Source organism: Psychrobacter sp. YP14, assembly GCF_003209315.1.
Lineage (GTDB): Bacteria > Pseudomonadota > Gammaproteobacteria > Pseudomonadales > Moraxellaceae > Psychrobacter > Psychrobacter raelei.
This window is the reverse complement of sequence record NZ_CP029789.1, coordinates 2273280-2297820: the sequence shown is the minus strand read 5'-3', so window position 1 is coordinate 2297820 and position 24541 is coordinate 2273280. Positions and strand designations below refer to the sequence as shown.

The following is a 24541-nucleotide window of genomic DNA, read 5'->3' as shown; positions in this document are numbered from 1 at the left end:
TGCTATTTTAAATGAGTTACCAAAGCTGACAGTACGCTGGTGGCAAAGGTGCCGGTGGGTAAGGTAAATTGCAGCACCAAACTTGGCTTATCCGCTTGCTCTGTTGTCCATGACCAGCTGAAATCACTCACTGCTAAGCGGGTTGCGCGGCGCATGGTTTTTAACTGTTTTTTCTCAAGGCCTTGAGCCAGTCTTTGTAACACAGCATCTTGACTCACCACTTTATCTTCTAAGGCTTTTGCAGCCTCGCTGACTTTGTCATTTTTGATGCCCCACAATGGCGCAGTTGGGTGAATATCGCCACTGGCCAGTCGCTGGTGTATCTCTTGATCAATCTGCTCAACACAAAACACAGACCCCGATCCATCCAGATTAAACACGTCGCCGTCTATGGCAGTATTCCAGCCTCCCAGCTGAACTCTGGCTGAGACGATTTGATTAAAAATAGCGCTGCGGGCTGAGGAGAGTAATAAAGATTGCGCATCACGGCTTTTTTTTGGATGAGGCGGACGGCCATTTATTGTGCCCTGTTCAAACCACTCCAAAGCGCTGACAATGTTGTTGCCCTGCCTGCCAAAGCGCTGCTCACCAAAGTAGTTGGGTACCCCTTCTTTGCTGATAAGCGTTAGGGTCTCATCAACTGTAGCAGGGGCAGCTGCCACCTTAGGGTTGAGCTCAATATCGGTTAAGCGAATGAAAAATCTATTGGCCTTGTGCGTACCGCGATTGAGCTTTTTGCTGTGCCAGGTTTGCTGTCGTACTTCTACCGATTCGGTGTCAGTGGTCAAGTGCGCTTTGGCAAATTCATCAAAGCTTATATCAGGCAGCTTGCCTTTGGGTAGACGCAAGCTAAACCACTGGGTGGTCACTGCATGACGGTCTTTTAGCCCAGAGTAACCCACATCCCGACTGGGTATCTTGGCCCATTTGCCAAGCTGATCGGCCACAAAGCTGGTATTCATGGCGGTCTTTTTAATCAATAGCCACAAATGCTCCCCTTCACCAGACAGGCCAACTTCCAGCAGCTCATCTACCTGAAAGTCTTCAGGGGACTGCTTAAAACAGGCGCTTAATATAGGGGCAGGCAGGGGCTGAGCTAGGCATTGACTGCTAGTCAGTTGCTTGATTTGATCGGAAGTAATTTCAGGTAACAGAGGCGTAGCGGAAGTCATAAGCGGCTCAAATGATAAAATGATTTTGGAAAATAGGGGTAAATAACTGCGATAATAACATGTTTACTTGCCTGCTTAATTTTTGGTTTAATAGCTTAACGCGTTATTTTACTCAGCCTTTGGAGAATGAGTCATGCCAAGCCCCAATGTTTTTTTGCGTCAAGCCACCCTAGAGGATAGTGAGGCTTTACTGCGTCTGTTAAATCAATGCTATCGCGATGATGTGGGCTGGACCAATGAAGCACATTTGGTGGGCGGTATTCGCACCACAGTGGCTGAAATTGAAAAGGTAATTAATACCCCTCGGCATTATTTATTTGTTTTTCCTGAAGTCACCGAAGGCAAGGAAACTGGGGATATTTTAGGCTGTATTGCTGTTGATTTTGGCCAGGCAGATAACCGCGAGCACAGCAGCCAAAATAATGATGCTTATATTGGTATGTTTGCGGTTCATTGTGACTTACAAGGTCGGGGCGTTGGCAATCAGATTCTGCAAGCGGCTGAGACCTTTGCCGGTCGGCATTTAAAATCAGAAGATACGCAAGGCAACGCCAGATTAACCATGAGCATTTTGAGCCAACGCCCTGAGCTGCTGGCTTACTATCAGCGCCGAGGCTATGTGTTAACTGGTAAGAGTATGCCGTTTCCTGTAGATGGCAATAATGGTGAGCCCAAAGTTGAGGGGCTACAATTGCTTGAACTAGAAAAGAGGTTGTCTGTCATAGGCGATTAGACGCACCAAGGCTTGGCTTATCACGGCAACAGATGTGACTTTAAAACCGCTCATCAAGTGTTTGCAGGTTATATTTAATCGCCTCAAAACAAATATCAGGCTTAAAGCCGCGGTATTGCAAGAATCGAAGCTGACGCGCTTTTATTTTTTGGTCAGTGGGAATCTCATCGCCATATTTTTTGACCCGGGCTTCAACGGCCAAACGCAGCCAGTCGACGCCTTCTACCAATGTATTATCTGACAACACATCGACAAACTCTTCGTTATCCGCCATCGCCATATCAATCAGTTCATCGATGTTCGCAGGCACCTCAACTTTGCGTTTATAAAAGTCATTCTTGATCCGAACACGGCCGCGGCCCTTACGAATGCCTTCACGGATCAGCATGAGCGCTGTGCGGTGGTCGCTTTGATAGCCTTTATCTTTAAACTCTTGTAAAAGGGCTTCTATTTTTTTTGGATCTTGCTCTTTATCGAGCAATTTTTGGCGCAGCTCTCCTGCAGAGTGTTCGCGTCTAGACAGATAATAAAAAGCCAGCCAGCGCAGCCGACTTTCCGCTTTTATCTCCTCTTTTTCTGCTTGGCGTTGCTCAGGTGTTCTTAGGTAAGCTTTTAGCGCAGCAGGTAGATTGTCTATACCTAAGTCATCGGTTATGAGGGCATTATCTGCAGAAGGGTCATCAGAGTAGGAGTGGGGTGTGGATGCCGATGCCTCAGCCAAGGTTACCAGAGCGTCTGTTTGCTGTTGGGCTTCGGCCTTCACCTGTGCCAATAAGCTTTTAATACTATTGGGGTCGACTTCTTTGATGGGCTCAGCCAGCTGGGTTTTTGGCTGATAAGGGGCGGCTGGATGGAATGTTTTGTTTTTACGCTGTTTAGGCTGAGCCGATAGCTTGTGTGCAGTGTCTGGTGATACATCTACTTGATTATCACCGCCAACATCAGTATGAAACTCATCGGTATGGTCTGGTTTATTTCCTAAGCTTGGTTTTTTGGCATAAGAGCGTTTGCGGTACGAGGGTCTAGCCGCCTTAGAATGCTGTGAGGGTTTGGAGAGTTTAGAGCGCTTAGCGTCAAGCCGCTGCGGCTTACAATCTTGCAGCGTATCTACCGCACAATCATTGGTAGTACCGGCAGAGCTGGTCTGTGCCCGTGATGTTGTCTGGTGCGCGCTGTTTTTTGACTTTGCTTGCCCCGATTTTGACTGACGTTGAGTGGATTTCTTATCACCAGTCTCGTTTTCTGCCAAAATCTGAGCTAAGGTTTTTATCTGCATAATATTGTCTAATAAGACCTCATAGAGTAAATAGCCTTAAATAAAAAGGTAGGGGCTTAATATAGTTATCAAAGCCACCTACCCATTAAATCAAAGCGTCAAATCACAAACCAGATCGCTACACAGTATAGCGACTTAAGCCAAGGCTATTCGACTTCAGATTCAGGCTCAACCTCATCTACAGCTTCAGCCCCTTTTTCTGGCTCTACCGCCAGCTTTTCGGCACGGATTTTGGCTTCAATCTCTTCAGCAATGGCGGGATTGTCTTTTAAGAACAACACTGAGTTGGCTTTACCTTGCCCAATTTTTTCATCGCCATAGCTGTACCATGCACCGGCCTTACCGACCACGCCAATCTCAACCCCTAAGTCGATCACTTCAGCCAAGTGGTTGGTGCCTTCACCATAAGTAATCTCAAACTCAGCTTGACGGAATGGTGGCGCCATTTTGTTTTTGATAACTTTAACACGGGTTTGGTTACCAATGATTTCATCACCGCTTTTCACCGCGCCAATACGGCGAATATCTAGACGTACTGAGGCGTAGAATTTAAGGGCATTACCACCGGTTGTGGTTTCAGGCGAACCGAACATAACCCCAATTTTCATACGAATTTGGTTAATAAAGATAACCATACAGTTTGAGCGTTTGGCGTTACCGGTGATTTTACGTAGCGCCTGACTCATTAGACGCGCCTGCAAGCCCATGTGGCTGTCACCCATCTCACCTTCAATCTCCGCACGCGGGGTAAGGGCAGCGACCGAGTCAATAACAATCATGTCTAATGCGCCTGAACGCACCAGCATGTCGGTAATCTCAAGCGCTTGCTCACCATTATCAGGCTGAGACACCAATAAGTCATCAGTATTTACCCCAAGTTTACGGGCATAGATGGGATCTAAAGCGTGTTCGGCATCGATAAAGGCACAAGTACCGCCTTGTTTTTGACACTCAGCAATGGCTTGCAAGGTCAATGTGGTTTTACCTGAGCTTTCTGGGCCATAAATCTCAATAATACGACCTTTTGGCAAACCGCCAATACCTAAAGCAATATCTAAGCCAAGTGAGCCGGTAGAGACCACGTCCACATCCAGCGTGGCTGAGTTATCGCCCAAATGCATAATGGTGTTTTTACCAAATTGTTTTTCGATTTGGCCTAAGGCTGCTTTTAACGCTTTGGCTTTATTGTCATCCATAATGATGTCCTAATTAAATGATTTTAAAAGAGTATATTATTTAATAATAAATGGTGAGTTAAGAGGGGAAAACGGCAGTTCGACCCAGTATATCGCTTAATTGACCTATTAACAGAACTAATTAGTAAAACGCTAACAGTCTATATCAGTTAATGTGCAATAAAGGAGGTTAAGACAAAAAGTTTATCCGCTTATAAGGCAATAAGCGCGTGATGATTAGGTCGATACACACCGCTTTTGTATACGGTAAGTATAACAAATTATCGCTCACTTAATAGAGTCACCCTTATACTATACGACAGGTAGTGTCGTATAGTATGAGAGCGACTAACCTCATTGATTTATGCGTGCAAAACCCCCGTATATAAGGGCCTAAGCGAGTGGATATAAGACAGATCAAATCAAAAAAACCAGCGGCGTCAACACAAATTAGATTTGTATTAAACACCGCTGGTTTTTTAATCAACTATCGACTATTAACTATATGCTGTTAAAAGCGAGTCAACCTAGTACTTCTCGATCTAGTACTTCTCGATAATGCCACAAGCGATACGAGCACCGGCATTACCCGCAGGCTGGCTGACATAATCATCTACACCGCCATGAACGATAAAGGCACGACGATAGACACTATTATCGCCTTGCATCGCTACAGAGATGTCTTTTTTGACAAAATTCATGGAGGCCACACCATTGGCATCAGCAGTCAAGTTGGGTAGGTCGCCTGCATGGTTCTCTGCACCCATAGGGTTTCCATGCAACTTATGGTAAGGATTAAAATGACCGCCGGCCGCTTTACCCATATCGGCACAGCTGCCCGTCTCATGAATGTGCATCGCAACGGTGGCACCTGGTGTCAAGCCTTGTAGCTTACCAAAGACTTGAACGCCGCCGGCCACAGGACGTAAGAACATATCACCTATGTGCTTATTGCTGCCATCTGTGGTCATAATTTGTGATTTTAAAACCGGTTGGGCTTCATCAGGCACGCTTTGTTTAGTAGGGGTGCTCTGACACGCACTTAATGCTAAAGCTGAGGCTAAAAGGGTAGAGGCTGTGAATAAGGTTTTCATTATTAAACTCCAAAAATTATGGTGAAAAGTCAGACATCCCTGTCTTAGAATAAATGAGTGACAATACTGAGTATAACTTTATCTCTACAGAAACAATTATGCCAAGCGTTGCAATACGTTATGATATGTAAATAGCGTAAATAATCGTGAAAGCTTGAGGAATAAAAAAGGCCGTCCAAGTTAATTGGACGGCGTTTTTTACGTCAATGATTTGATAGACGGCGGTGGCTAAGCCCGCCTTTAGATTAGCTGCGTAGTGCTGGCTCAGCTTTGGTCGTGTCTACCGCCACCTTAACTTTATTGGGAGCCAGTGGCTTTGGCATCTCAACCAAGGCCGCATGAAGCACCTCATCAATGGTAGATACCGGCTGGATGGTCAAGCCCTCTTTAACATTATCTGGAATCTCAACCAGATCACGCTCGTTAGAGGCTGGGATTAGCACGTGCTTGATACCACCACGGTGAGCCGCTAATAGCTTCTCTTTAAGGCCACCAATGCGCAGTACTTTGCCACGTAAGGTCACCTCGCCTGTCATAGCGATGTCTGGGCGGATGGCAATGCCAGTCATCGCAGACACTAGGGCGGTGGTCAAGGCAATACCGGCTGACGGACCATCTTTTGGTGTGGCACCTTCTGGCATATGTACGTGCACATCTTTTGACTTAAAGGTCTCGTAGTCAATGCCAATCATCTCCCCACGGGCACGCACCACACTCATCGCAGCACGAATAGACTCTTTCATCACATCACCCAGTGATCCGGTATACACAAAGTCGCCTTTACCGGGCATAGTGATGGTCTCAATGGTGAGTAACTCACCGCCCACGCTGGTCCAAGCTAGGCCAGTGACACGGCCCACTTCAGGCGCTTCTTCTGCCAGACCAAAGTCGTATTGATGCACGCCTAAGTAGTCGCTGATGTTATCGGCATCTACCACAACGGTCTCAATCTTGGTCTTTTTGGTCGGCTTAGCGCCATATTTCTCAATAGACTCGCGTACCACCTTACGGCAAATCTTGTTGACCTCACGCTCAAGATTACGCACACCAGCTTCACGGGTATAACGCTGAACGATGCTGTGCAAAGCTTCTGGCACAATTTCAATCTCGTCATTTTTTAGCCCGTTTTGCTTAATGGCCTTGGGCACCAAGTACTTCTCAGCGATGTTGATTTTTTCGTCTTCCGTGTAGCCTGGCAGACGAATTACCTCCATACGGTCGAGCAGGGCAGGTGGAATGTCCATGCTGTTGGCGGTACAGATAAACATCACTTGCGATAAGTCCAAGTCTAAATCTAGATAGTGGTCGTTAAACTTATCGTTCTGTGAGGGGTCAAGTACTTCAAGCAGTGCTGAGGCTGGATCACCACGGAAGTCTTGCGCCATTTTGTCGATTTCATCAAGCAAAAATAGCGGGTTTTTTACCTCAACTTTGGCCAGTGACTGGACAATTTTACCCGGCATAGCCCCGATGTAAGTACGGCGGTGACCACGGATTTCTGCCTCATCACGCACGCCGCCTAAGGCCATACGCACAAATTTACGGCCAGTGGCTCGGGCAATCGATTCACCCAGTGAGGTTTTACCCACACCTGGAGGACCTACCAGACAAAGAATGGGACCACGTAGCTTTTTGACCCGTGATTGAACGGCCAGATATTCTAAGATGCGGTCTTTGACATCTTGTAGACCATAGTGGTCCGCATCAAGCACTTCTTCTGCCTTATCAAGCTTGATAGATACCTTACTGGCTTTGTTCCAGGGGGTATCTAATATCCAGTCGATGTAGTTGCGCACCACTGAGGATTCACTTGATGCCGGCGGCATCATTTTAAGCTTCTTAAACTCTTGCTCCGCTTTTTTGCGCACATCTTCAGGCAGGTCAGCTTCTTTTAAGCGGGCCTCTAACTCTTCAAGATCATCTTCACTGTCAAAAGAGCCATCACTGATTTCAGAAAGCTCATTTTTGATGGCCTTCATCTTCTCGTTTAAATAGTACTCGCGCTGGTTGCTCTCCATTTGACGGCGAACCGCATCTTGGATTTCTTGCTCAATCGACTGCTCAGCACTTTGCTTGGCCAAATACTCAGTGATGGTATTAATGTGCAGCGCGATGTCGTCTTTTTCGAGTAATTGCTGTTTGGCCTCAAGATCCATAGAGACACGAGTGGCGATAAAATACACCAGCTCTAATAAGTGATCGATGCGTTCAGAGACGCGGATTAATTCGCGGCTATTGCGCAGGCGAGCTTCAGCGTAGTTAGCGAACAGCTGACGCAGTGCCTCTAAGGTGTTTTTTTGCTGCGACTCATTCATCGTCAAGGTAATGGCGCTATAGGTATAGTCACCCACAAGCATTCCATCGTCTTGTTCGGTTACCTTATCTAAGCGCACGCGGTTTTCGCCTTCAATAAGCACCTTAATACAGTTTTCATCACTGTCGTGTGGCATGGTGCTTACGATACGGCACACCGTACCATACTGATATAGGTTCTCTTGATGGATGTCTTCGCTCAGCGAATCCTTTTGGGCCACGACCAATACTTGGTCATCATGGCTTTTTTTAGCGGCGTTAATGGCTTTAATAGAGGGGTCACGACCGACAAACAAGGCAATTTGCATGTGCGGATAAACCACCACGTCACGCAGCGCAAGCAAAGGTAGCGAGCTGGCTTCTTGGTCAATACTCAGTGCCACATCCGTCGGCTCAAAATCTGTCACTACGTCAGACTCTTGAGCATCGGCTGTAGAATCAACTTCGTTATCGATGTTGTCTTCAAATTGCTGCTCAAAATCACTGTCATAGTTGTTATCGGATTTACTCATATTTTTTCCTTATCGTGTGACACAACCCATTTTTAGGGAAGTTTTTTATGCTATGACTAACTAAATGGTGGTGACTGAGTATAATTGCAAGCTTATTTTGCAGCTTAAGGCCAGCTTAAGCGACCTGCCGCACAAAAATCGGGTAGAATAGACAGTTTGTAACGCTATATTTGCGCACAGGTTACTTATAAATATACGCTTTTTTAATGGCAGGTTTAAAGCTAATTTACCCTTAATTGAAAAAATAATCAGCAACGTTCCGTTCAGAGGGCGGGGATAACTGTGTGCTGAGCTTGACTGTTTTTTTATTTATAGCGTCGATAGGGCTAAGATATAAGGGCTAAGACATATCAAACCAATAGCCGGCGCAAGAGAGTAATAACGCAAGATATGGGGTTGGCGCGTAACGTTTCAAATTATGATGTTGGAATACTGACAGACACTCAATCAAGGTATGCGTCGTGGGGCAGATCACAGGCCATATCTAGGGGATAGATTATGATAAATGCGGTATTGTTGGCAGTGGTAGTCATGCTTGGGCTATCCGTGGCTCGGGTACACGTGGTACTGAGCTTGCTGATTGGAGCCATGGTGGGCGGACTGGTGGGCGGATTGGGCGTGGATGCCACACTAGCGGCTTTTCAAGAAGGGATAAAAAATGGTGCCCAAATTGCACTGTCTTATGCCTTGCTAGGCGCTTTTGCGGTGGCTATTGCCCATTCAGGACTGCCACAGTCGCTGTCAAATGGGGTGATTAACCGCATTAACAATCAACAAGCTGGCAGCAGCATCTCCTCTATTAAGTGGCTGCTGTTCTTGGGTTTGGTATTGATGAGTGTGTTTAGTCAAAACCTCATTCCCATTCACATCGCCTTTATTCCTCTGATTATTCCGCCTTTGTTAGGTGTGTTTAATCGTCTACAAGTGGACAGACGCTTGCTGGCATGCCTGATGAGCTTTGGCTTGGTCACCACTTATCTGTTTATCCCTTATGGGTTTGGTGAGATTTACTTGGACCAAATCATGCTAAAAAACGTGGGAGAGGCGGGGCTGAATGTCGAGAATATTTCGGTCATGCATGCCATGGCCATTCCTGCACTGGGTATGTTGACCGGCCTGTTGATAGCGGTGTTTTTTAGCTATCGTAAGCCGCGTAGCTATGCAATGACAGCCGATGGCACCGCTATGACAAACAATAGCATCAGTGCCAATAGCGGTGTGCCAAGTGGCCATCAAGATACCCTAACCAATGTGGCCGCCAATGCCATTGTGCCCAGCCGTGGTAAGACCCTTGTTGCGCTGCTGGCCATTATCACCGCCTTTGTGGTGCAGTTATACACTGAGTCTTTGTTATTGGGCTCGCTGTTTGGCTTTGGGATATTTATGGCAACCGGTGTGGTTAAGTGGAATGAAGCCGACAGCGTGTTTAATGACGGTATTAAGCTGATGGCAATGATTGGTTTTATCATGATTACCGCGCAAGGTTTCGCTGAGGTGATGAAGGCCACCGATCAGATTGCACCGCTTGTCGATGGCGCCACCAGTCTGTTTGCCGGCAATAAGGGTATCGCAGCCTTTATCATGTTATTAATTGGTTTGGTTGTCACCATGGGTATTGGCTCGTCCTTTTCGACCATTCCTATTATTGCTGCCATTTATGTGCCGCTTTGTATCTCGCTGGGCTTCTCGCCGCTTGCCACAGTGGCCATTGTCGGTACGGCCGGCGCGCTGGGAGATGCCGGTTCACCTGCTTCAGACTCAACCCTAGGTCCTACCTCGGGCCTGAGTGTCGATGGCCAGCACGATCATATTAAAGACAGTGTGATTCCCACCTTTTTGCACTTTAATATTCCGCTGCTTATCTTTGGCTGGATTGCAGCGATGGTGCTGTAATTGAGCGCTTAATTAGTCGTTTAATACATTGCTTAATTGATCATGCTCAAAAAAAGCGAGGCTAGGTATCTGCCTCGCTTTTTTGTTTTTTAAGCCTCTGAAAATAGCTTGAATTAGGGCATAGCGGACTCTTATTTAATCCTCAAACTTGTTAATCTCACCGGTTAGATACCCCAAAAAATCATCGCCATTACTCATCAAGGCTTTGAGTTTATCGGGATTGACCAGCCGCGCCAGCTCATCTTCAGTAAATAGCTGCTCCTCAGGTGACAGTTGGCGCCGCTGGGCTGCTTGACCCTTAGTCTCTAATGCTTGCAAGTGGCTGTTAACATGGTCGGCAACACTATCTGCACTGGAGGCTGTACTGGAGACTGTGGCCGCCAAATCTGGGCCATGGTCATTGTCGTCTCGAGCAAGCTGCTTATTGTCACTGGTGTCGTTACTCATCGCTTAGCCTTATGAAAACCAACGTAATTTTTTAGGGGTGATTAACGCATTCAAGGGCACATCCCAAGGCTGCCTCTCAAGCTGATCCACCACCTGAAACTCATATGCCCAGCCGACACGCAGCGGATGACGGCGATGGTTTTTTGAGCTGCTGTAGTGATATGACGTGGCAAGCGTGGTGTCATAAAAGCCGCCACCCATACCCATGCGATTGCCTTGTTCATCAGCGGCGACCAGCGGACACAGTATCAAATCTAATTGGTCGGCAGTTAACAAATGGCGACTTTTGGATTCTTTCATACCAAAGCTGTGGCGGACGGTGGCAAGGTTGGCCAATTTGCTTCGATAAATAGGTGCAAATCGGATCTGTCTGTTGCCGCGGCCTAGCGTATTAATCACCGGCAGGTAGGCCTGATAGCCCATACGCTGGCACCATGTTAACAACGGCTGGGTGGGCAGCTCACCAAAGTCATCGATATAAATACCGACTTTAGCGCCTTTAGGCAGGCGAGGGGTCAGCTTCGACAGATGATGGCTGGCAAGGGTACCGGCACTACGGCGCTGCTGCTCAGATAAGGCGCGGCGCTTACGGTTAATTTCACGGCGAGAGGGTATATTGGTCATAGTTTGGTTTATAATAGTTGGGGTCAAAAGGTGAAATGCGTTTAGCAGTGAGTCATGCTATCATAATTGCGCTGTATTTGATTGAAGCCTGCCGCATAAGCAAGCTTAATAAGCCATGTCATGCATTTTATAATTAGTAACACCATAAAAATTCTTTTAGATTTTATATAAAAAACAGGAGACATTATGTCAACTCGTATAGAAAAAGATACCATGGGCAACGTGGAAGTACCAAGTGATGCGTATTGGGGTGCTCAAACTCAGCGCAGCCGTGAAAACTTCAAAATTGGTGGCGAAACCCTACCTCGTCCAATGATTGAAGCTATGGCACTGGTAAAAAAAGCTGCAGCCATTACTAACGCAAGCCTAGGCCGTATCGAAGAGAGTCAACGTGACCTAATTATCCAAGCGGCAGATGAGGTCATCAATGGCGGCTTAACAGATCAGTTCCCACTTGTGGTGTGGCAAACTGGCTCAGGCACTCAGTCAAACATGAACATGAACGAAGTACTGGCTAACCGTGCCAACGAAATCGCTGGGAACCCACGTGGTACTTACAAGCCTGTCCATCCAAACGACCATGTAAACCATGCTCAATCTACCAACGACAGCTTCCCAACCGCTATTCGTGTGGCGGCAGCACGTCAAATCAACAGCCTGCTCATCCCAGCGGTTAAAGCACTACGCGATACTTTGGATAAAAAAGCCAAAGAATTTGACAGCATTGTTAAAATTGGCCGTACTCATTTACAAGACGCCACGCCATTGACTTTAGGCCAAGAGTTCAGCGGTTATGTGAGCCAACTTGACCATGCTCTAGTGCGTATTGAGAACGCTCTAGATGGTCTATATCAGCTGCCTCTAGGCGGCACTGCAGTCGGTACCGGTCTAAACTCGCACCCAGATTATGCGGTAAAAGCTGCTGAGCAATTATCAGAGCTAACTGGCCTACCATTTGTCACCTCTCCAAACAAATTCGAAGCACTAGCGGCTCGTGATGCCGAAGTATTTGCTTCAGGCGCTTTAAAAACGCTAGCTGCCAGCTTAAACAAAATTGCAAACGATGTGCGTTGGTTGGCCTCTGGTCCTCGCTGTGGTCTTGGCGAATTAACCATTCCTGAAAATGAGCCAGGCTCATCTATCATGCCAGGTAAAGTAAACCCCACTCAGTCAGAAGCGATGACTATGGTTGTGGCGCAGGTTATGGGTAACGATGTCACCATCAGTATGGCAGGTGCCTCAGGTAACTTTGAGCTAAACGTATTTAAGCCAGTCATTGCTTATAACTTATTACAATCTATCAAACTACTAGGCGATGCGTGCAACAGCTTCAATGACAACTGTGCGGTAGGTATCGAGCCTGTTAAAGAAAAAATCGATGACTTCCTACATAACTCATTGATGCTAGTGACCTCACTAAACCGTCATGTCGGCTATGAAAATGCGGCTAAAATTGCAAAAACCGCTTACAAAGAAAACAAAACTTTGAAGCAAGTCGCGGTTGAATTAGAGCTGTTAACTGAAGCGCAATTCGATGAGTGGGTTATCCCTGCAGATATGGTTCATCCTAAATAAGTTTTATCCCTATTTAGGCGTCAACCATTGACATTAATACGCGTAATGTATACTCAAAAGACCTTATCATATAGATGGTAGGGTCTTTTTTTTGATGAGACAAAAAATGAATAGTTGGCAAATTTTGAGCGACAGCAACAGTATGTCAATAAAAAATGAGTAAAACGCTACATATATTGTTATGTTATAACAAAACAATATATTAAGATTACGCTTCACCAACAGCTGTCAAAAAATAATAGGTTTATCATATACCTACAGTCCAAATGTTGATAATAAACGTTATAACTCAATGCTGTTAAAGGCCATAAACATATAATATTTAATCATTTGGATGTCAGGATGGGCTTTCCGTCTTGTTTATTGTGCCAATTATAAAAGGTGTTTTTTATGAAAAAATTAACGACAGTATTATCCTCTGCAGCTATTCTATCGGCCGCATTAAGCTCAGGCTCAGCCTTGGCCTATTCTGAACAAGTGATGGATGCCGCAACCAGCCATGATACTGCAATTAAGGTAAGACAAGTCAACTATAGCTGCCAAAATAACGCTAAAGTGAGCGTAACTTATGGCTTTAATAAACAGAATTTACCCACTTTTGCTTCAGCCTATTTAAACGGCAAAGACAGATTTTTACCGATCAATCTCGCGCGCACCGATAAGGTTGATACCGTCTTTGGTGATGAAGACAACTTTAGCATTATGAGTGGGGCATTAAGCTTAAATAATTACCACAAATCAAGCATTAACGTACAGGATGCCAGCAGCAAAATCGTCTATAAAGGCTGTCATGTCAAATCAGTAAAGAAAATTAAAGGTTAAGCCTACCGCGCCATATATACAGTCGTTGTAGAATGCGTGGTTTGACTCAAATCAAAAAGACCCTGCTATAGATTGGCAGGGTCTTTTTTTTTGGACGGGTAGGCCAGCTATTTTTATAATCTAAACTAAATACACTATTTCTAAATTTGACTATTTTTGTTACTATAATCTTATCACAATGTTACTTTGAATTTATTAATGTGTCTTCAGATTAAGTAGAGGCCAAATTAGGAATAGCCCATGCAAAAAAATCTATTGAAAATGGCTGTATTAAGCACAGTATTGGCCGTTGTCGGCTGTGATAAAGTCTCGGAAAAAATTGCAGGTAAAGGTAAGATTGAGTGCTCCGACCCAGATGCGAAAAATCTGGTCATTGATTCTATGCAAAAGGCGATTAACTCTAGCGCTAAGGGATATGCGTCATCTTTTGAAAAACCCACTTCAGGCTCTAGTATTCGAGCGGGCATTAATCAGATTAAAATGAACTTAGATCACATCAGAACCTCTCAAGATGATCCGCAGAGTACCAAAAACTTCTGTAAAGGCACCTTGACGGTGACACTACCTGCTAAGCTGATTCAAAACGCAGATATTACCCGAGAATATAATGGCGAGGTGGATGTACAAGAAGATGCCTACCAGCAGGACATTGAGCTTGATGCCAATAAGATTGACTATGAAATGGAGTACTCCGTACAGCCCACAGATGATGGTGAGGTTATCTTTGTGGAGTCTCAAAATGGCAGCGATTTGGCCATGTTCTTAGCGTATGTCTTGGTAGATGCCGATCAAAAAAACCATGTGAAAGGCAAAAAAGTCGTAGAAGCCAAGCAAGAGGCTAAAAAAGTATCTGAAACACAAAGTGCAGCTGATAAAGCTGCTGCCGCCGCTGCCAGTGCCTTGGCTGCCACAGCTGCAGAGCAAGCTAAAGTAAAAGCTGAGATGGATTATAAACGCAGTGAATTTAATAAACTGTGGGGCAAAGCCTCTAAAGAAGCACAAGACTCTTTAGAGTATGATCAAAAAGATTGGGTAGAGTGGCGTGATGAGGTTTGTGTGGATGAAGCTCGAAGTGCCGAGCCTGCGCGTCAAGAGATTGTACGCATGCAATGTATCACCCGTCTACTCAGTGAGCGTTATTATGAAGTCAAAGAGTACTTCGATAATTATTAAAAAAGTACTTCGATAACTATTAATTGGTAGCTAAGTCGTGACAGGTCTTGATGGGCCACACCTAATAACACCACCAATTAATAATACCGCCAATTAATAACACTGACAATAAAAAATGCCAGGCTTAAACTCGCCTGGCATTTTGCTATTCATATTTCAACATCAATCAACCTATTTCATTAACAACCAACGAAACTCAAAAACGTGTCGCCATTAGCGTTTGCGTCTACTCACCAGTGCAATGACCAGTACAATAAACAGGCCTATCAAGATGGCCGTTAGGCTTTTAATTTGCAGCAACTTACTCAGACCCGACTTGGTTTCGCTGATTTTTTTGCTGGCACTGTGGGCATTGCCGGTAGCCAATTGATCATCATCGGCTGTATGCTGCGCCTCATCAGCGGGCTCACTTCCATGCTGCGGCATATTGGCGGTAACGTGCATCAAATGCTGATGGATTTTTTTACCGGCTCTGCCATCGGGGGTTAAGCCATTATCGGTCTGATATTGCTGAATGGCGCGGCGGGTACCATCACCGATGATGCCATCAACTTCGCCAATATCATAACCCAATAAATTAAGCGCCTGCTGCAGCTCTCGAGACTGTTTACGGCTTAAGCCTGGATCATCAGTTGGCCAAGGCGTAGCAAAGTCCACATCGGTGTTTTGCTGCTCAATACGATCAGACAAATGAGCAATGGCTAATGCATAGTTCTCAGAAGCATTGTAGGCATAAAACGCATCGAAATTACGACCGACTAAGAAAGCGGGGCCATTTTTGCCGGCGGGTAACAACAAGCCTGCATTGCTGAGTGAATCAGGCAGCTCACTGCCATCGACCAAGGTAATGCCTAAGTTGCGCCAATGCGAAATGGGCTGTTTGTTTTTGCGATCATTGCTGGCATTGATATTGGCCGGTAAGCGCACCTCATAGCCCCAAGGTTGTCCAGACTGATAGCCACTGTTTTTTAAGAAGTTGGCGGTGGAGGCTAGGGCATCGGCTTGGCTATTGACCAAGTCTTTTCGGCCATCACCATCGAAGTCTTGTGCCAGTTGCAAGAAGGTTGAGGGCATAAATTGGGTCTGCCCAAATGCACCCGCCCAAGAGCCTTTAAAGTCATTGGGGGCAATGTCGCCTTGCTTTAAGATTTTTAAGGCGCTGACATATTCACTGCGAAAATAGCTTTGGCGGCGACCAAAGCAAGATAAGGTAGCCAAGGACTGCACCACCTCTTTTTTGCCAAGGGTAGTTCCAAAGTCAGATTCAACGCCCCAAACACCTAAGACATCATAACGATTAACGCCGTATTTTGATTCAATACCCGCCAAGATATCGGCATAACGCTCACTGGCAGCGATACCATCTATTACCCGCTCTTCATCGACCAAGCTCGCCAAATAATCCCAAGGCTCTTTTTGAAATTCAGGTTGATAATCGAGCGACTCTAATACGCTAGGGTCGCCTTGTGCTGGGCGATACTGAGCCAAAGTGTCTTTAACACTGGCAAAAGCTGAGGACTGGCTCAGATTATCTAAACACACATTAAACTGGTTGTTATCCAGAGTGGGTAGCGGCTTTTGCTCAGCATAACTGGTAGGTGCAATAAAAACTAGGCTGGCAAGCCCTAGTGTGGATAATACAGGCAACACAGCAGATAACTTAGTGGATGACATGGCAACAGGCTCAGTAGTAATAAAATCTAAACCTATATATTAGCAGATAAGCTGTGATTTGAAACAAAGAGTTTCAGCTTTGTAACGCTTATCTGTCAGCTATCTGCCAGCACTCTATCTGGCGAGATAAGGATTACCAATCCCAAGCTGCTCTAGAATCGCAATTTCAAAGCCTTCCATTTCATCTTGCTGTGCTTGCCCGAGCTCATGATCAAAACCAAGTAGATGCAAAATCCCATGGACCAATAAATGGGTTACATGCTCTGCCACCGTTTTGTGCTGCTCAGCGGCTTGCTGCTTAACCACGTCATGACAAATGATCAGCTCACCTAAAGCCAGCTCAGGCATTTGCTCGATAATAAATGCCGGCAGCTCACTGGGATACGACAATATATTGGTCGCATAATCTTTATCACGCGCCTCTAAATTAAGCGCACGACCTTCTACTGCATCGGTGATATATACTCCAAGCTGTTTGGGCTTATGTTGCCAAACACTGGGCTCAACCTCACTAAAATACGGCAAGACTACGTCAGATTGCGCCTGCATAAAGTCAAGCGTAGTGGTCAGCACCTTTTGTAATAGCTGTGGCGTGTAGAACTGCTCAATTATCTGCGTATCTACAAGCTCAGAGGCGCTGATATCAATTAAAGGGATGGCGGCAGAGGTCATAATAAAGCTCACAAAAAATAGGGTGTCGTAAGGCTGTTTAAAGGTATCAATCGACAGTGGTAAAACAGCTAAGTAATGCGGACAAATAAAAAAGCTGGATATCATACCCAGCTTTTTAAATGATAGCCAATTAAGATAGGCCAGTCTTAAAGGCAGTTAAGACTGAGAGCCGGACGCAAGCTCAGCATCAATTTGCTTACGCTCTTGTTCCGCGATACGTGCTTGTTTGCGCGCCTCTTTTAAGGCTTCTTGCTCTTCATCAAACTCGCCGTAAGCTTCAACAATCTTCTGTACCAGTTGATGGCGTACCACATCTTTTGAGTCAAACTTAGTGATATGAATCTCATCAATATTGCTTAAGATTTGTAGTGCTTGAGCCAGACCTGACTTATGGCCGCGCGGCAAATCTACCTGCGTCACATCACCTGTAATCACCGCACGTGAGCCAAAGCCTAAACGAGTCAAGAACATTTTCATCTGTTCAGGCGTGGTGTTTTGTGCCTCATCAAGAATAACAAATGAGTTGTTTAAGGTGCGGCCACGCATGTAGGCTAAAGGCGCCACCTCAATGATCTGCTTCTCAATTAATTTGCCTACTTTTTCAAAGCCGAGCATTTCATAAAGCGCATCATACAAAGGACGCAAATAAGGGTCAATCTTCTGGGTTAAGTCGCCAGGTAAGAAGCCGAGTTTTTCGCCCGCTTCAACCGCAGGGCGCACCAGTAAGATACGCTCAATCTCATTACGCTCTAACATATCAACGGCACAGGCAACCGCCAGATAGGTTTTACCCGTACCGGCAGGGCCAACGCCAAAAGACACATCTGAGGTCAAGATACGCTTAACGTATTGCTGCTGATTGCCGCCACGGGGAATAATTTTGCCTTTGCGGGTACGTAGCGCAATGCTGTCGTAGTTGGCCTCAGCATCGTACTCATAGCTTGGACGCTGATAGCTGTCGCCTTCGCTATAACCAGATTTGGTGTCAGCGTCACTCACGCTTACTGCACCTTCAAAGTTACGAGATAAGCTAGATTGAATGATTAAATGCAGCTCTTCTGGAGTGATGTCATCGGCACTTTGCGCCTCATCGGCCAGTTTATTTAAGATGTAATCGCCACGCTCTACTGCTGTTAAATCACCGGCTAAGGTAAACTTGTTTTGGCGCTGATTGATAGTAATACCCAAACGATCTTGGATGTACTTTAAATGGTTGTTGTATTCGCCTACCAAAACCTTGAGTTGAGGTGAGGTTAAAAAATCTAGGTTTACTTTGCGAGTTACAGTATCAGTCAAGTGATGATCCTTTTTTTTTATGAAGTATGGTTATCAGGTTTTTGTTTTACGACTGTGTTTTGTGGTGTCAGATGGCCAGTCTTTGCCATCCGCTAAGTGTAAGTATCGCTAAGATAACGGCAAGGCGTAGAGTTAACATTAGGGTTAAGGGGCTGACATCAGCCCAAAAATAAAACAGTTGCTTATGTTTATTATGGCTGTTTCATACCGAAATTCAAGCGATAGCCACTTAGCAGTTGGTCGATTTTTGTAACCCTCACTATTTTACCCCCACTTGATAAGCATTCAGTATGCACAATCTGCTCGAGTTTAAAATCTGCATAAAATCACAACAGGTTTTGGCCGCTTAGATGCACTATATTAAAGCCACCCAAGGCGCTAACATGGTAAGATAATAGCCAAAGATAAAATGAACGAACGATGAATAATTAAAAATAAAGCGAGCGATATTATGACCGAGTTAACCTGTAAATCCTTTAGCAAACCAAGCAACTGTATTACCGACCAAAGCGTCATTATCACTGGTGGTGGCCATGTTGGCCTATCGTTTGCCTTGCTATTGGCGGATAAAGGCATTGCCAGTACGCTAGTTGAGCGCAATAGCTATCCTAACATTGGCCCAGAACAAGATGCCAAAAGAACCCATTATTTAGACAGCCGCAATACCGCCTTGTCACGACGCACAGTACAGATTTATCAAGAGATTGGTCTGTGGGATGAGTTGCAAAGCCATGCTTGCCGTATCGATTCAGTGCAGGTCAGCGAACAAGGCAGTTTTGGTTATGCTCAGTTGAATAAAGAAGAAGAAAAAGTAGAGTCGTTTGGGCAGGTGATGGAAAATGCGTGGCTTGGGCGCAAATTGTTATTGGCGGTGCAGCAAAACCCTTTAATTAGCCTAGTTGATGGTGCTGTGGTGACTCAAGTTGAGCAGACTGCCACAACGGCCACAATCACTTATGATACCGAAGAGCAGCAGCAGCAAACCTTGAGTGCAGACTTGGTGGTGGCCTGTGACGGTAGAGACTCAACGGTGCGTAACTTGTTGGGTATTGGTACCCAAGAATACGACTATGGCCAATCGGCAATAGTGGGTGTGGTACAGACCGATAAGCCGCATGAGCATGTGGCCATCGAGCGCTTTAGTCCAGCAGGGCCATTGGCAGTACTGCCGTTGACCGATGCAGAGGGCGATGGTAATAATGCGCAGCAGGCCGGCTACCGCCGCTCGGTGGTGTGGATTTGTAAGCGAGGCGAGGAGGCGCAGTATCTGGAGGATGAAGCGCTGTTTTTATCCACCCTGCAACAAGGCTTCGGCCAGCGTGCCGGCAAGTTTATCAAAGCGGGCAGACGCGGTGCTTATCCCTTAACCCGAGTATTGGCCGACAAGCAAGTAGAGGGCCGCGTGGTCATCATGGGCAATGCAGCGCATACCTTGCATCCTGTGGCAGGACAAGGCTTTAACCTCTGTATGCGTGATGCACATGTACTGGCAAAAATGCTGGCCAATCAGGTGATGCGCGGCGAGGATATTGGTGATAACCGTATGCTACAAGACTATGAGCAGGCCCGTAAAAAGGACCAAAAACGGGTTATTCGCTTCTGTGATGCAGTGGTTCTTGGCTTTACCCATCCCAATCCTGCAATCAAGCTGGCGCGCAATGTGGCGCTTATTGCCTTTGATAAGCTGCCCAATATCAAGCCTTTGGTGGCCAACTACGCCATGGGTCTTAAGTCGTGATAACGGGCATCATATCACCTACAATGATCTGATTAAAACTTAACACATCCCACTTTGATAACTTTAATAATACGGCGGCTTTTATGGCAACATCTGCACAAACCCTAATCATCGGCGGCGGCATCGTCGGGGCAACATTGGCTTTGAAGTTAGCGCAGCAGCAGCAAAAAGTGACTTTAATTGATGCGCGTCCTGCATTAACCGAAGCGGACTGGCAACAAAAGCTATTGCAGCGTGATGCCCGTGTCTTTGCGCTTAGTATCGCCAGTATTGAGCTGTTAAAACAGGTCGGGGCGTGGCAACTGATTGCCAAATCAGGACGCAAAGCCGATTACACCCAAATGCAAGTCTGGCAACAAGATGGGCGCGGTGAATTAAACTTCGGAGATGAGGCGGTGCCACAATTGCTGGGCAGCATGGTTGAGCCTTTTGTCATTGAGCAGGCATTATATCAGCGCATGGCCGCGGATGATGTCAGTGAGTATCTGACCTTGGTCGCCGGTCACAAGGTCACTTTGCTTGACTGGCGGGGCACTCAGCAAGGCTATGAGGTGCACTTGGACAATGGCCAGACGCTACAAGGTAAGCTGCTTATTGGTGCCGATGGCCGGGGGTCATTGGTTCGACGCGAGGCAGGTATTGAGCTAGATACCTTGGATTACCACCAGACTGCCATTTGCTGCGCCATTAAGACCCAGCAGCCGCATCGAGCCACAGCCCGTCAGTTGATGTTGCCTACGGGTACTTTGGCCTTACTGCCGCTGGCTGATGTCACTGAGGACGATAAAGCCAATCCGCAGCATTGGCAGTCTGTGGTCTGGAGCTTGCCTCGCAATAAAGCGCTTGAGTTGCTGCAATTAAATGATATCGACTGTGATAGTCTACGCACCGAGCTTGCCGCTGCCAGTCAATATGCTTTAGGCGATATCGAGCGGCTAGAGTCTGTTGCCAGTTTTCCATTGACGGCTCAGCAGGCCAAACACTATGTGAAAGAAAACTTGGTGCTGGTGGGCGATGCAGCACATGGTGTTCATCCACTGGCAGGTCAAGGTCTAAATCTAGGTATGCTTGATGTGGCGGCCTTGGTTGCCACTTTATTTGAAGATTATCAGCGTAGTGGCGGTAAATGTTGGGGAGAGCTTGCCACGCTTCGTCGCTACGAGCGAACCCGTCGACCACACAACAGCGTGATGATGCACAGTTTTTCATTAATGAATTGGCTGTTCGCTGGAGACTTTGCAGCGCTGCGCCCTGTGCAGCAAATTCGTAGTGAAGGCATGTATCAAGTGGGCAAGATTAAACCGTTAATGCGGTTTTTTACTCAAAAGGCGAGCGGGCTATAAATGAAACTTTCATCACTAATTTCAGTCGCTGTTTTAAATATCAGTGTGTTAAGTCTGGTTGGCTGCCAGGCTGTGTCAACAGATACAGACAGTCCAAAACAGATAGTGACGACTGCTATTGAGGCAAGTCAGTTAGACAGTGATGAAGATGGCGTGCCTGATATCAATGATGAGTGTCCGAATACACCACCATACAGGGTAGTAGATGAGAAAGGGTGCATTGTTATTGTCAGTGATTTTACCGATACACTTGAATTGGAGATGACTGTCTTTTTTGCGCCATTAAGCAGTCAGTTGCTTGAAGATTATAATCTTGAGTTTGTTAAAACTGGAAAAAAGCTTAAAGAGTTTCCTAAAGCCCATGTTTTCATATTTGGTCATGTGTCATCCAAAGAGAGGGATGTAATATCAAGATCTGGGGCTTTATCAATAGAACGTGGTCTAGTCATTAAGAATATATTGGTTGAAAGGCAAAATATAGCCCCTGAGCGAATTTCAATTTATGATTGTTCGGATAGACTACGCATGCAAGCCACTGCTTCAGCGATGGCAGATAGAAATATTGAATCCCCTAATAGTAGAGTGACTATTAGGGCCAGTAATGTTATTAATGACTTAAATAACATTACTGGCCTAGCTGTTACTTCTAGTTATGAGAAGTTTTCACAGCACTGCGATTTGGTAAATAATTGAGATATCAAAGAATAGGGGTTATAAATGAAACTTTCATCACTAATTTCAGTCGCTGTTTTAAATATCAGTGTGTTAAGTCTGGTTGGCTGCCAGGCTGTGTCAACAGATACAGATAGTCCAAAAGAGATAGTGACCACTGCTATTGAGGCGAGTCAGTTAGACAGTGATAAAGATGGCGTGCCTGATATTATTGATCAATGCCCAAATACACCGTGGAATATAGCGGTTGATAAAGAGGGATGCCCACCAACTCCTATAGGAACAGATTTAAAAATGGAGTATAGAGCTTATTATGAGGCCGGAAGTAATCAGTTAACTCAAGAAGATCTAATAGAATTAGATAGGGTTGCAGATATTATGAAGCAGTATCCAGACTCTAAAGTGTTTTTTGAAGGTCATATCAGTAATCATGAAAAGAGCACTAATAATGCTGCTTTGGCTCAAGAAAGAGTAGAGTATGTTAAAAACTATCTGATCTTAAACCATGGGATTCATCCCGACAGAATTAAGATAGAAGTTTATGGCGCTACTCGACCGCTTTCTGAAAATGAAGATAATAAAGAGGAGCTAAGACTTAACCAAAGAGTTTATGGTTTATTAACTGGTGAGATTGAGACTAATGAAGACTAAAAGTAAAAGTTATAAATTTGCTTTAGGCTTTGATAAGGCGTATATGTTGTAATAGTGATTGGAATGGATTTTATAAAAGAAATTTGTAGTACAAAGCAATTAACCTTAATGGTCAGGAGACGATAACATGAGTAACAAGGATGAAGAAAAATTGCTTAATGAAGAAGAGTTAGAGACACCTCATAAAAAAGATAAAAAATAAGACAAGGATAAAGATCACAAAAAAGATAAGAAGCGTAAAGAAGAGAAAAAGGAGAAAAAGCACAAGAAAGACAAAAAGCACAAGAAAGATAAGAAGGATAAAAAAGATAAAGACCGTAAAAAGGACAAAGACCACAAGAAGGACAAGCAAGATAAAAAAGAAAAATCAGCCAAGAAAGCGGCTAAAAAAGAAGTTAAAAAGCAGTACCATAAAGGCGTTAAGTTACTGAAAAAACAACCGGCTAATAAGCGCCCTATTAAGAAAAAAAGAATTAAAATCTCAATCAATAACAAGGTCAGTTATAAAAGAAAGTTAAAGTCTTAATTCTTTAATTTCTATGCTAAAAAAAGGTATGGTTTCTTGGTCTAATGTTGGCCAAGAAACCATACCTTTTTGCGTTTCTAGAGAGAGTAATCTGCGTTTGAGCTGTTTTATCGTTTTTTTGGTGATTAGCATCTTAGGGGGCAGTTAAATACTGATTATCCGAAAGAAGAGAAAACCACCATCAATACTGGCGCCACAATGTTGATAATAAAGCCAAAGCTAATGGCTAATGGAACCACACCAAGTCCACCTGACTGTTGAATAACTGGTAAGGTGAAATCCAGGCTAGTAGCCCCGCCAAGACCTACTGCGGCAGATGGTGTCTTACGCATAAAAAATGGGATAAATAACAACGCGAAGAACTCACGCACCAAGTCATTAAATAGCGCCACACTGCCCCAAACTGCGCCATAAGCATCGGTCATCACAATGGCCGACAGCGAGTACCAACCAAAGCCTGAAGCCAACGCCAGGCTTTGAGGTAAAGACACCTCATCGAAGATTAACCAAAAGATAATGCCGCCCATGAGTACGGCAAGCGTAAAAATCACGCTGGTTTGCATCCCACGTTTGCTCAGCAGTACCTCTTTTAAAGTGATACCAGATGCCTTTAAGCCAATGCCCACCAGTAAGATTAACAACATCAATAGGCCGGTCATGGTGTTACCTGGCGGCATGAAGCTTGCGGGCAAAAATTGCCCGATAACAAAGCCAATCAGCACACAAGATACCTGAATAAGGCTGCCTCGAACACTTACCTTGTGCTTAGTAACAGACTGCTTGCCTGGTGGCGACCAAGGCACCATTCGATCAAACACCATTAGCCCGGCCAGCCCCCCACCTATGGTCAACACAGACAGCACGGTGACATACAAGGCGATACTGGCAATTTGACTGCCAAGCCCTTCTACTTGCGCCAGCTCAATACCGATTAGGGTGAGGATAATATAGACCAAATAGCCAAGTAGACGCTCTGAGAGTTGTACCAAAGTGCGGTTTAGTGGCAATGCAAACCCAATAAACAATGGAGCAAGTATGAGGACAAGGGTAATAAGGTTGTCTATATTTTGAGGTGTTTGCATGATAAAAAGGACACACAGGCTGGTTGAGAAGAAATGAAAAAGTGATTCTATCATAGCTGGGTGAGACTGGGTGGTTTG

General features: G+C 45.3%; 20 protein-coding genes. 9 read left to right on the top strand and 11 right to left on the bottom strand.

Features of this window, described 5'->3' with window-relative positions:
- Positions 1-2: 2 nt before the first annotated feature.
- Positions 3-1172, bottom strand: a complete 1170-nt coding sequence (gene truD / locus DLE54_RS09370) for a tRNA pseudouridine(13) synthase TruD (RefSeq protein WP_110816975.1) — start codon at positions 1170-1172, stop codon at positions 3-5.
- Between the two features lie 133 nt (positions 1173-1305).
- Between truD and DLE54_RS09365 the strand changes: the two genes are divergently transcribed.
- On the top strand, positions 1306-1905 hold the full coding sequence (locus DLE54_RS09365) for a GNAT family N-acetyltransferase (protein WP_110816974.1): 600 nt from the start codon (positions 1306-1308) through the stop codon (positions 1903-1905).
- Positions 1906-1945: 40 nt separating this feature from the next.
- Here DLE54_RS09365 and DLE54_RS09360 read toward each other — a convergent pair whose 3' ends face one another.
- From DLE54_RS09360 to lon, 4 genes are all read right to left on the bottom strand, one after another.
- Positions 1946-3181, bottom strand: a complete 1236-nt coding sequence (locus DLE54_RS09360; RefSeq protein ID WP_110816973.1) for a regulatory protein RecX — start codon at positions 3179-3181, stop codon at positions 1946-1948.
- A 146-nt stretch (positions 3182-3327) separates the two neighbouring features.
- Entirely contained in the window at positions 3328-4377 is a 1050-nt protein-coding gene (recA, locus tag DLE54_RS09355; RefSeq protein ID WP_011961195.1) for a recombinase RecA, read from the bottom strand.
- 521 nt (positions 4378-4898) lie between these two features.
- On the bottom strand, positions 4899-5450 hold the full coding sequence (locus DLE54_RS09350) for a superoxide dismutase family protein (RefSeq protein WP_011961194.1): 552 nt from the start codon (positions 5448-5450) through the stop codon (positions 4899-4901).
- Positions 5451-5695: 245 nt separating this feature from the next.
- Positions 5696-8275: an endopeptidase La gene (gene lon, locus DLE54_RS09345; protein ID WP_227535200.1), complete on the bottom strand. Its 2580-nt coding sequence runs from the start codon at positions 8273-8275 to the stop codon at positions 5696-5698.
- A 498-nt stretch (positions 8276-8773) separates the two neighbouring features.
- Here lon and DLE54_RS09340 point away from each other — a divergent pair, with 498 nt between their 5' ends.
- Positions 8774-10168, top strand: a complete 1395-nt coding sequence (locus DLE54_RS09340; RefSeq protein ID WP_197708890.1) for a Na+/H+ antiporter family protein — start codon at positions 8774-8776, stop codon at positions 10166-10168.
- Positions 10169-10303: 135 nt separating this feature from the next.
- Here DLE54_RS09340 and DLE54_RS09335 read toward each other — a convergent pair whose 3' ends face one another.
- Both DLE54_RS09335 and DLE54_RS09330 read right to left on the bottom strand, forming a co-directional pair.
- A complete protein-coding gene (locus DLE54_RS09335; protein ID WP_110816971.1) occupies positions 10304-10615 on the bottom strand; it encodes a hypothetical protein in 312 nt (103 codons plus the stop codon).
- Between the two features lie 9 nt (positions 10616-10624).
- Positions 10625-11239: a 5-formyltetrahydrofolate cyclo-ligase gene (locus DLE54_RS09330; protein ID WP_110816970.1), complete on the bottom strand. Its 615-nt coding sequence runs from the start codon at positions 11237-11239 to the stop codon at positions 10625-10627.
- Between the two features lie 186 nt (positions 11240-11425).
- On the opposite strand from DLE54_RS09330, the gene fumC reads away from it, so the two are divergent.
- The 3 genes from fumC (at position 11426) to DLE54_RS09315 (ending at position 14809) form a co-directional block, all read left to right on the top strand.
- Positions 11426-12814: a class II fumarate hydratase gene (gene fumC / locus DLE54_RS09325; RefSeq protein ID WP_110816969.1), complete on the top strand. Its 1389-nt coding sequence runs from the start codon at positions 11426-11428 to the stop codon at positions 12812-12814.
- A gap of 390 nt (positions 12815-13204) precedes the next feature.
- Positions 13205-13636, top strand: coding sequence for an adhesin (locus tag DLE54_RS09320; RefSeq protein WP_197708889.1), 432 nt, complete (start codon positions 13205-13207; stop codon positions 13634-13636).
- A 240-nt stretch (positions 13637-13876) separates the two neighbouring features.
- Positions 13877-14809 carry a lysozyme inhibitor LprI family protein gene (locus DLE54_RS09315; protein WP_110816968.1) on the top strand — a complete coding sequence of 311 codons (933 nt, stop codon included), beginning with the start codon at positions 13877-13879 and terminating at the stop codon, positions 14807-14809.
- Positions 14810-15022: 213 nt separating this feature from the next.
- Here DLE54_RS09315 and DLE54_RS09310 read toward each other — a convergent pair whose 3' ends face one another.
- The 3 genes from DLE54_RS09310 to DLE54_RS09300 form a co-directional block, all read right to left on the bottom strand.
- Complete coding sequence (locus DLE54_RS09310; protein ID WP_110816967.1) at positions 15023-16483, bottom strand: lytic murein transglycosylase; 1461 nt, start codon at positions 16481-16483, stop codon at positions 15023-15025.
- A gap of 114 nt (positions 16484-16597) precedes the next feature.
- On the bottom strand, positions 16598-17155 hold the full coding sequence (gene ybeY, locus DLE54_RS09305; protein WP_110817379.1) for an rRNA maturation RNase YbeY: 558 nt from the start codon (positions 17153-17155) through the stop codon (positions 16598-16600).
- A 156-nt stretch (positions 17156-17311) separates the two neighbouring features.
- On the bottom strand, positions 17312-18451 hold the full coding sequence (locus tag DLE54_RS09300; RefSeq protein WP_110816966.1) for a PhoH family protein: 1140 nt from the start codon (positions 18449-18451) through the stop codon (positions 17312-17314).
- A 451-nt stretch (positions 18452-18902) separates the two neighbouring features.
- On the opposite strand from DLE54_RS09300, the gene DLE54_RS09295 reads away from it, so the two are divergent.
- The 4 genes from DLE54_RS09295 (at position 18903) to DLE54_RS09280 (ending at position 22855) form a co-directional block, all read left to right on the top strand.
- Positions 18903-20189 (top strand): UbiH/UbiF/VisC/COQ6 family ubiquinone biosynthesis hydroxylase, encoded by a 1287-nt coding sequence (locus DLE54_RS09295; protein WP_110816965.1) that lies wholly within the window; start codon positions 18903-18905, stop codon positions 20187-20189.
- A gap of 83 nt (positions 20190-20272) precedes the next feature.
- Positions 20273-21532, top strand: a complete 1260-nt coding sequence (locus DLE54_RS09290) for an FAD-dependent oxidoreductase (protein ID WP_110816964.1) — start codon at positions 20273-20275, stop codon at positions 21530-21532.
- Complete coding sequence (locus DLE54_RS09285; protein ID WP_110816963.1) at positions 21533-22225, top strand: OmpA family protein; 693 nt, start codon at positions 21533-21535, stop codon at positions 22223-22225. It abuts the gene before it with no gap.
- Between the two features lie 24 nt (positions 22226-22249).
- Positions 22250-22855 (top strand): OmpA family protein, encoded by a 606-nt coding sequence (locus DLE54_RS09280; protein WP_110816962.1) that lies wholly within the window; start codon positions 22250-22252, stop codon positions 22853-22855.
- A gap of 681 nt (positions 22856-23536) precedes the next feature.
- Here the strand turns inward: DLE54_RS09280 and DLE54_RS09275 are convergent.
- Positions 23537-24463 (bottom strand): lysine exporter LysO family protein, encoded by a 927-nt coding sequence (locus tag DLE54_RS09275; RefSeq protein ID WP_227535198.1) that lies wholly within the window; start codon positions 24461-24463, stop codon positions 23537-23539.
- Between the last annotated feature and the right edge of the window lie 78 nt (positions 24464-24541).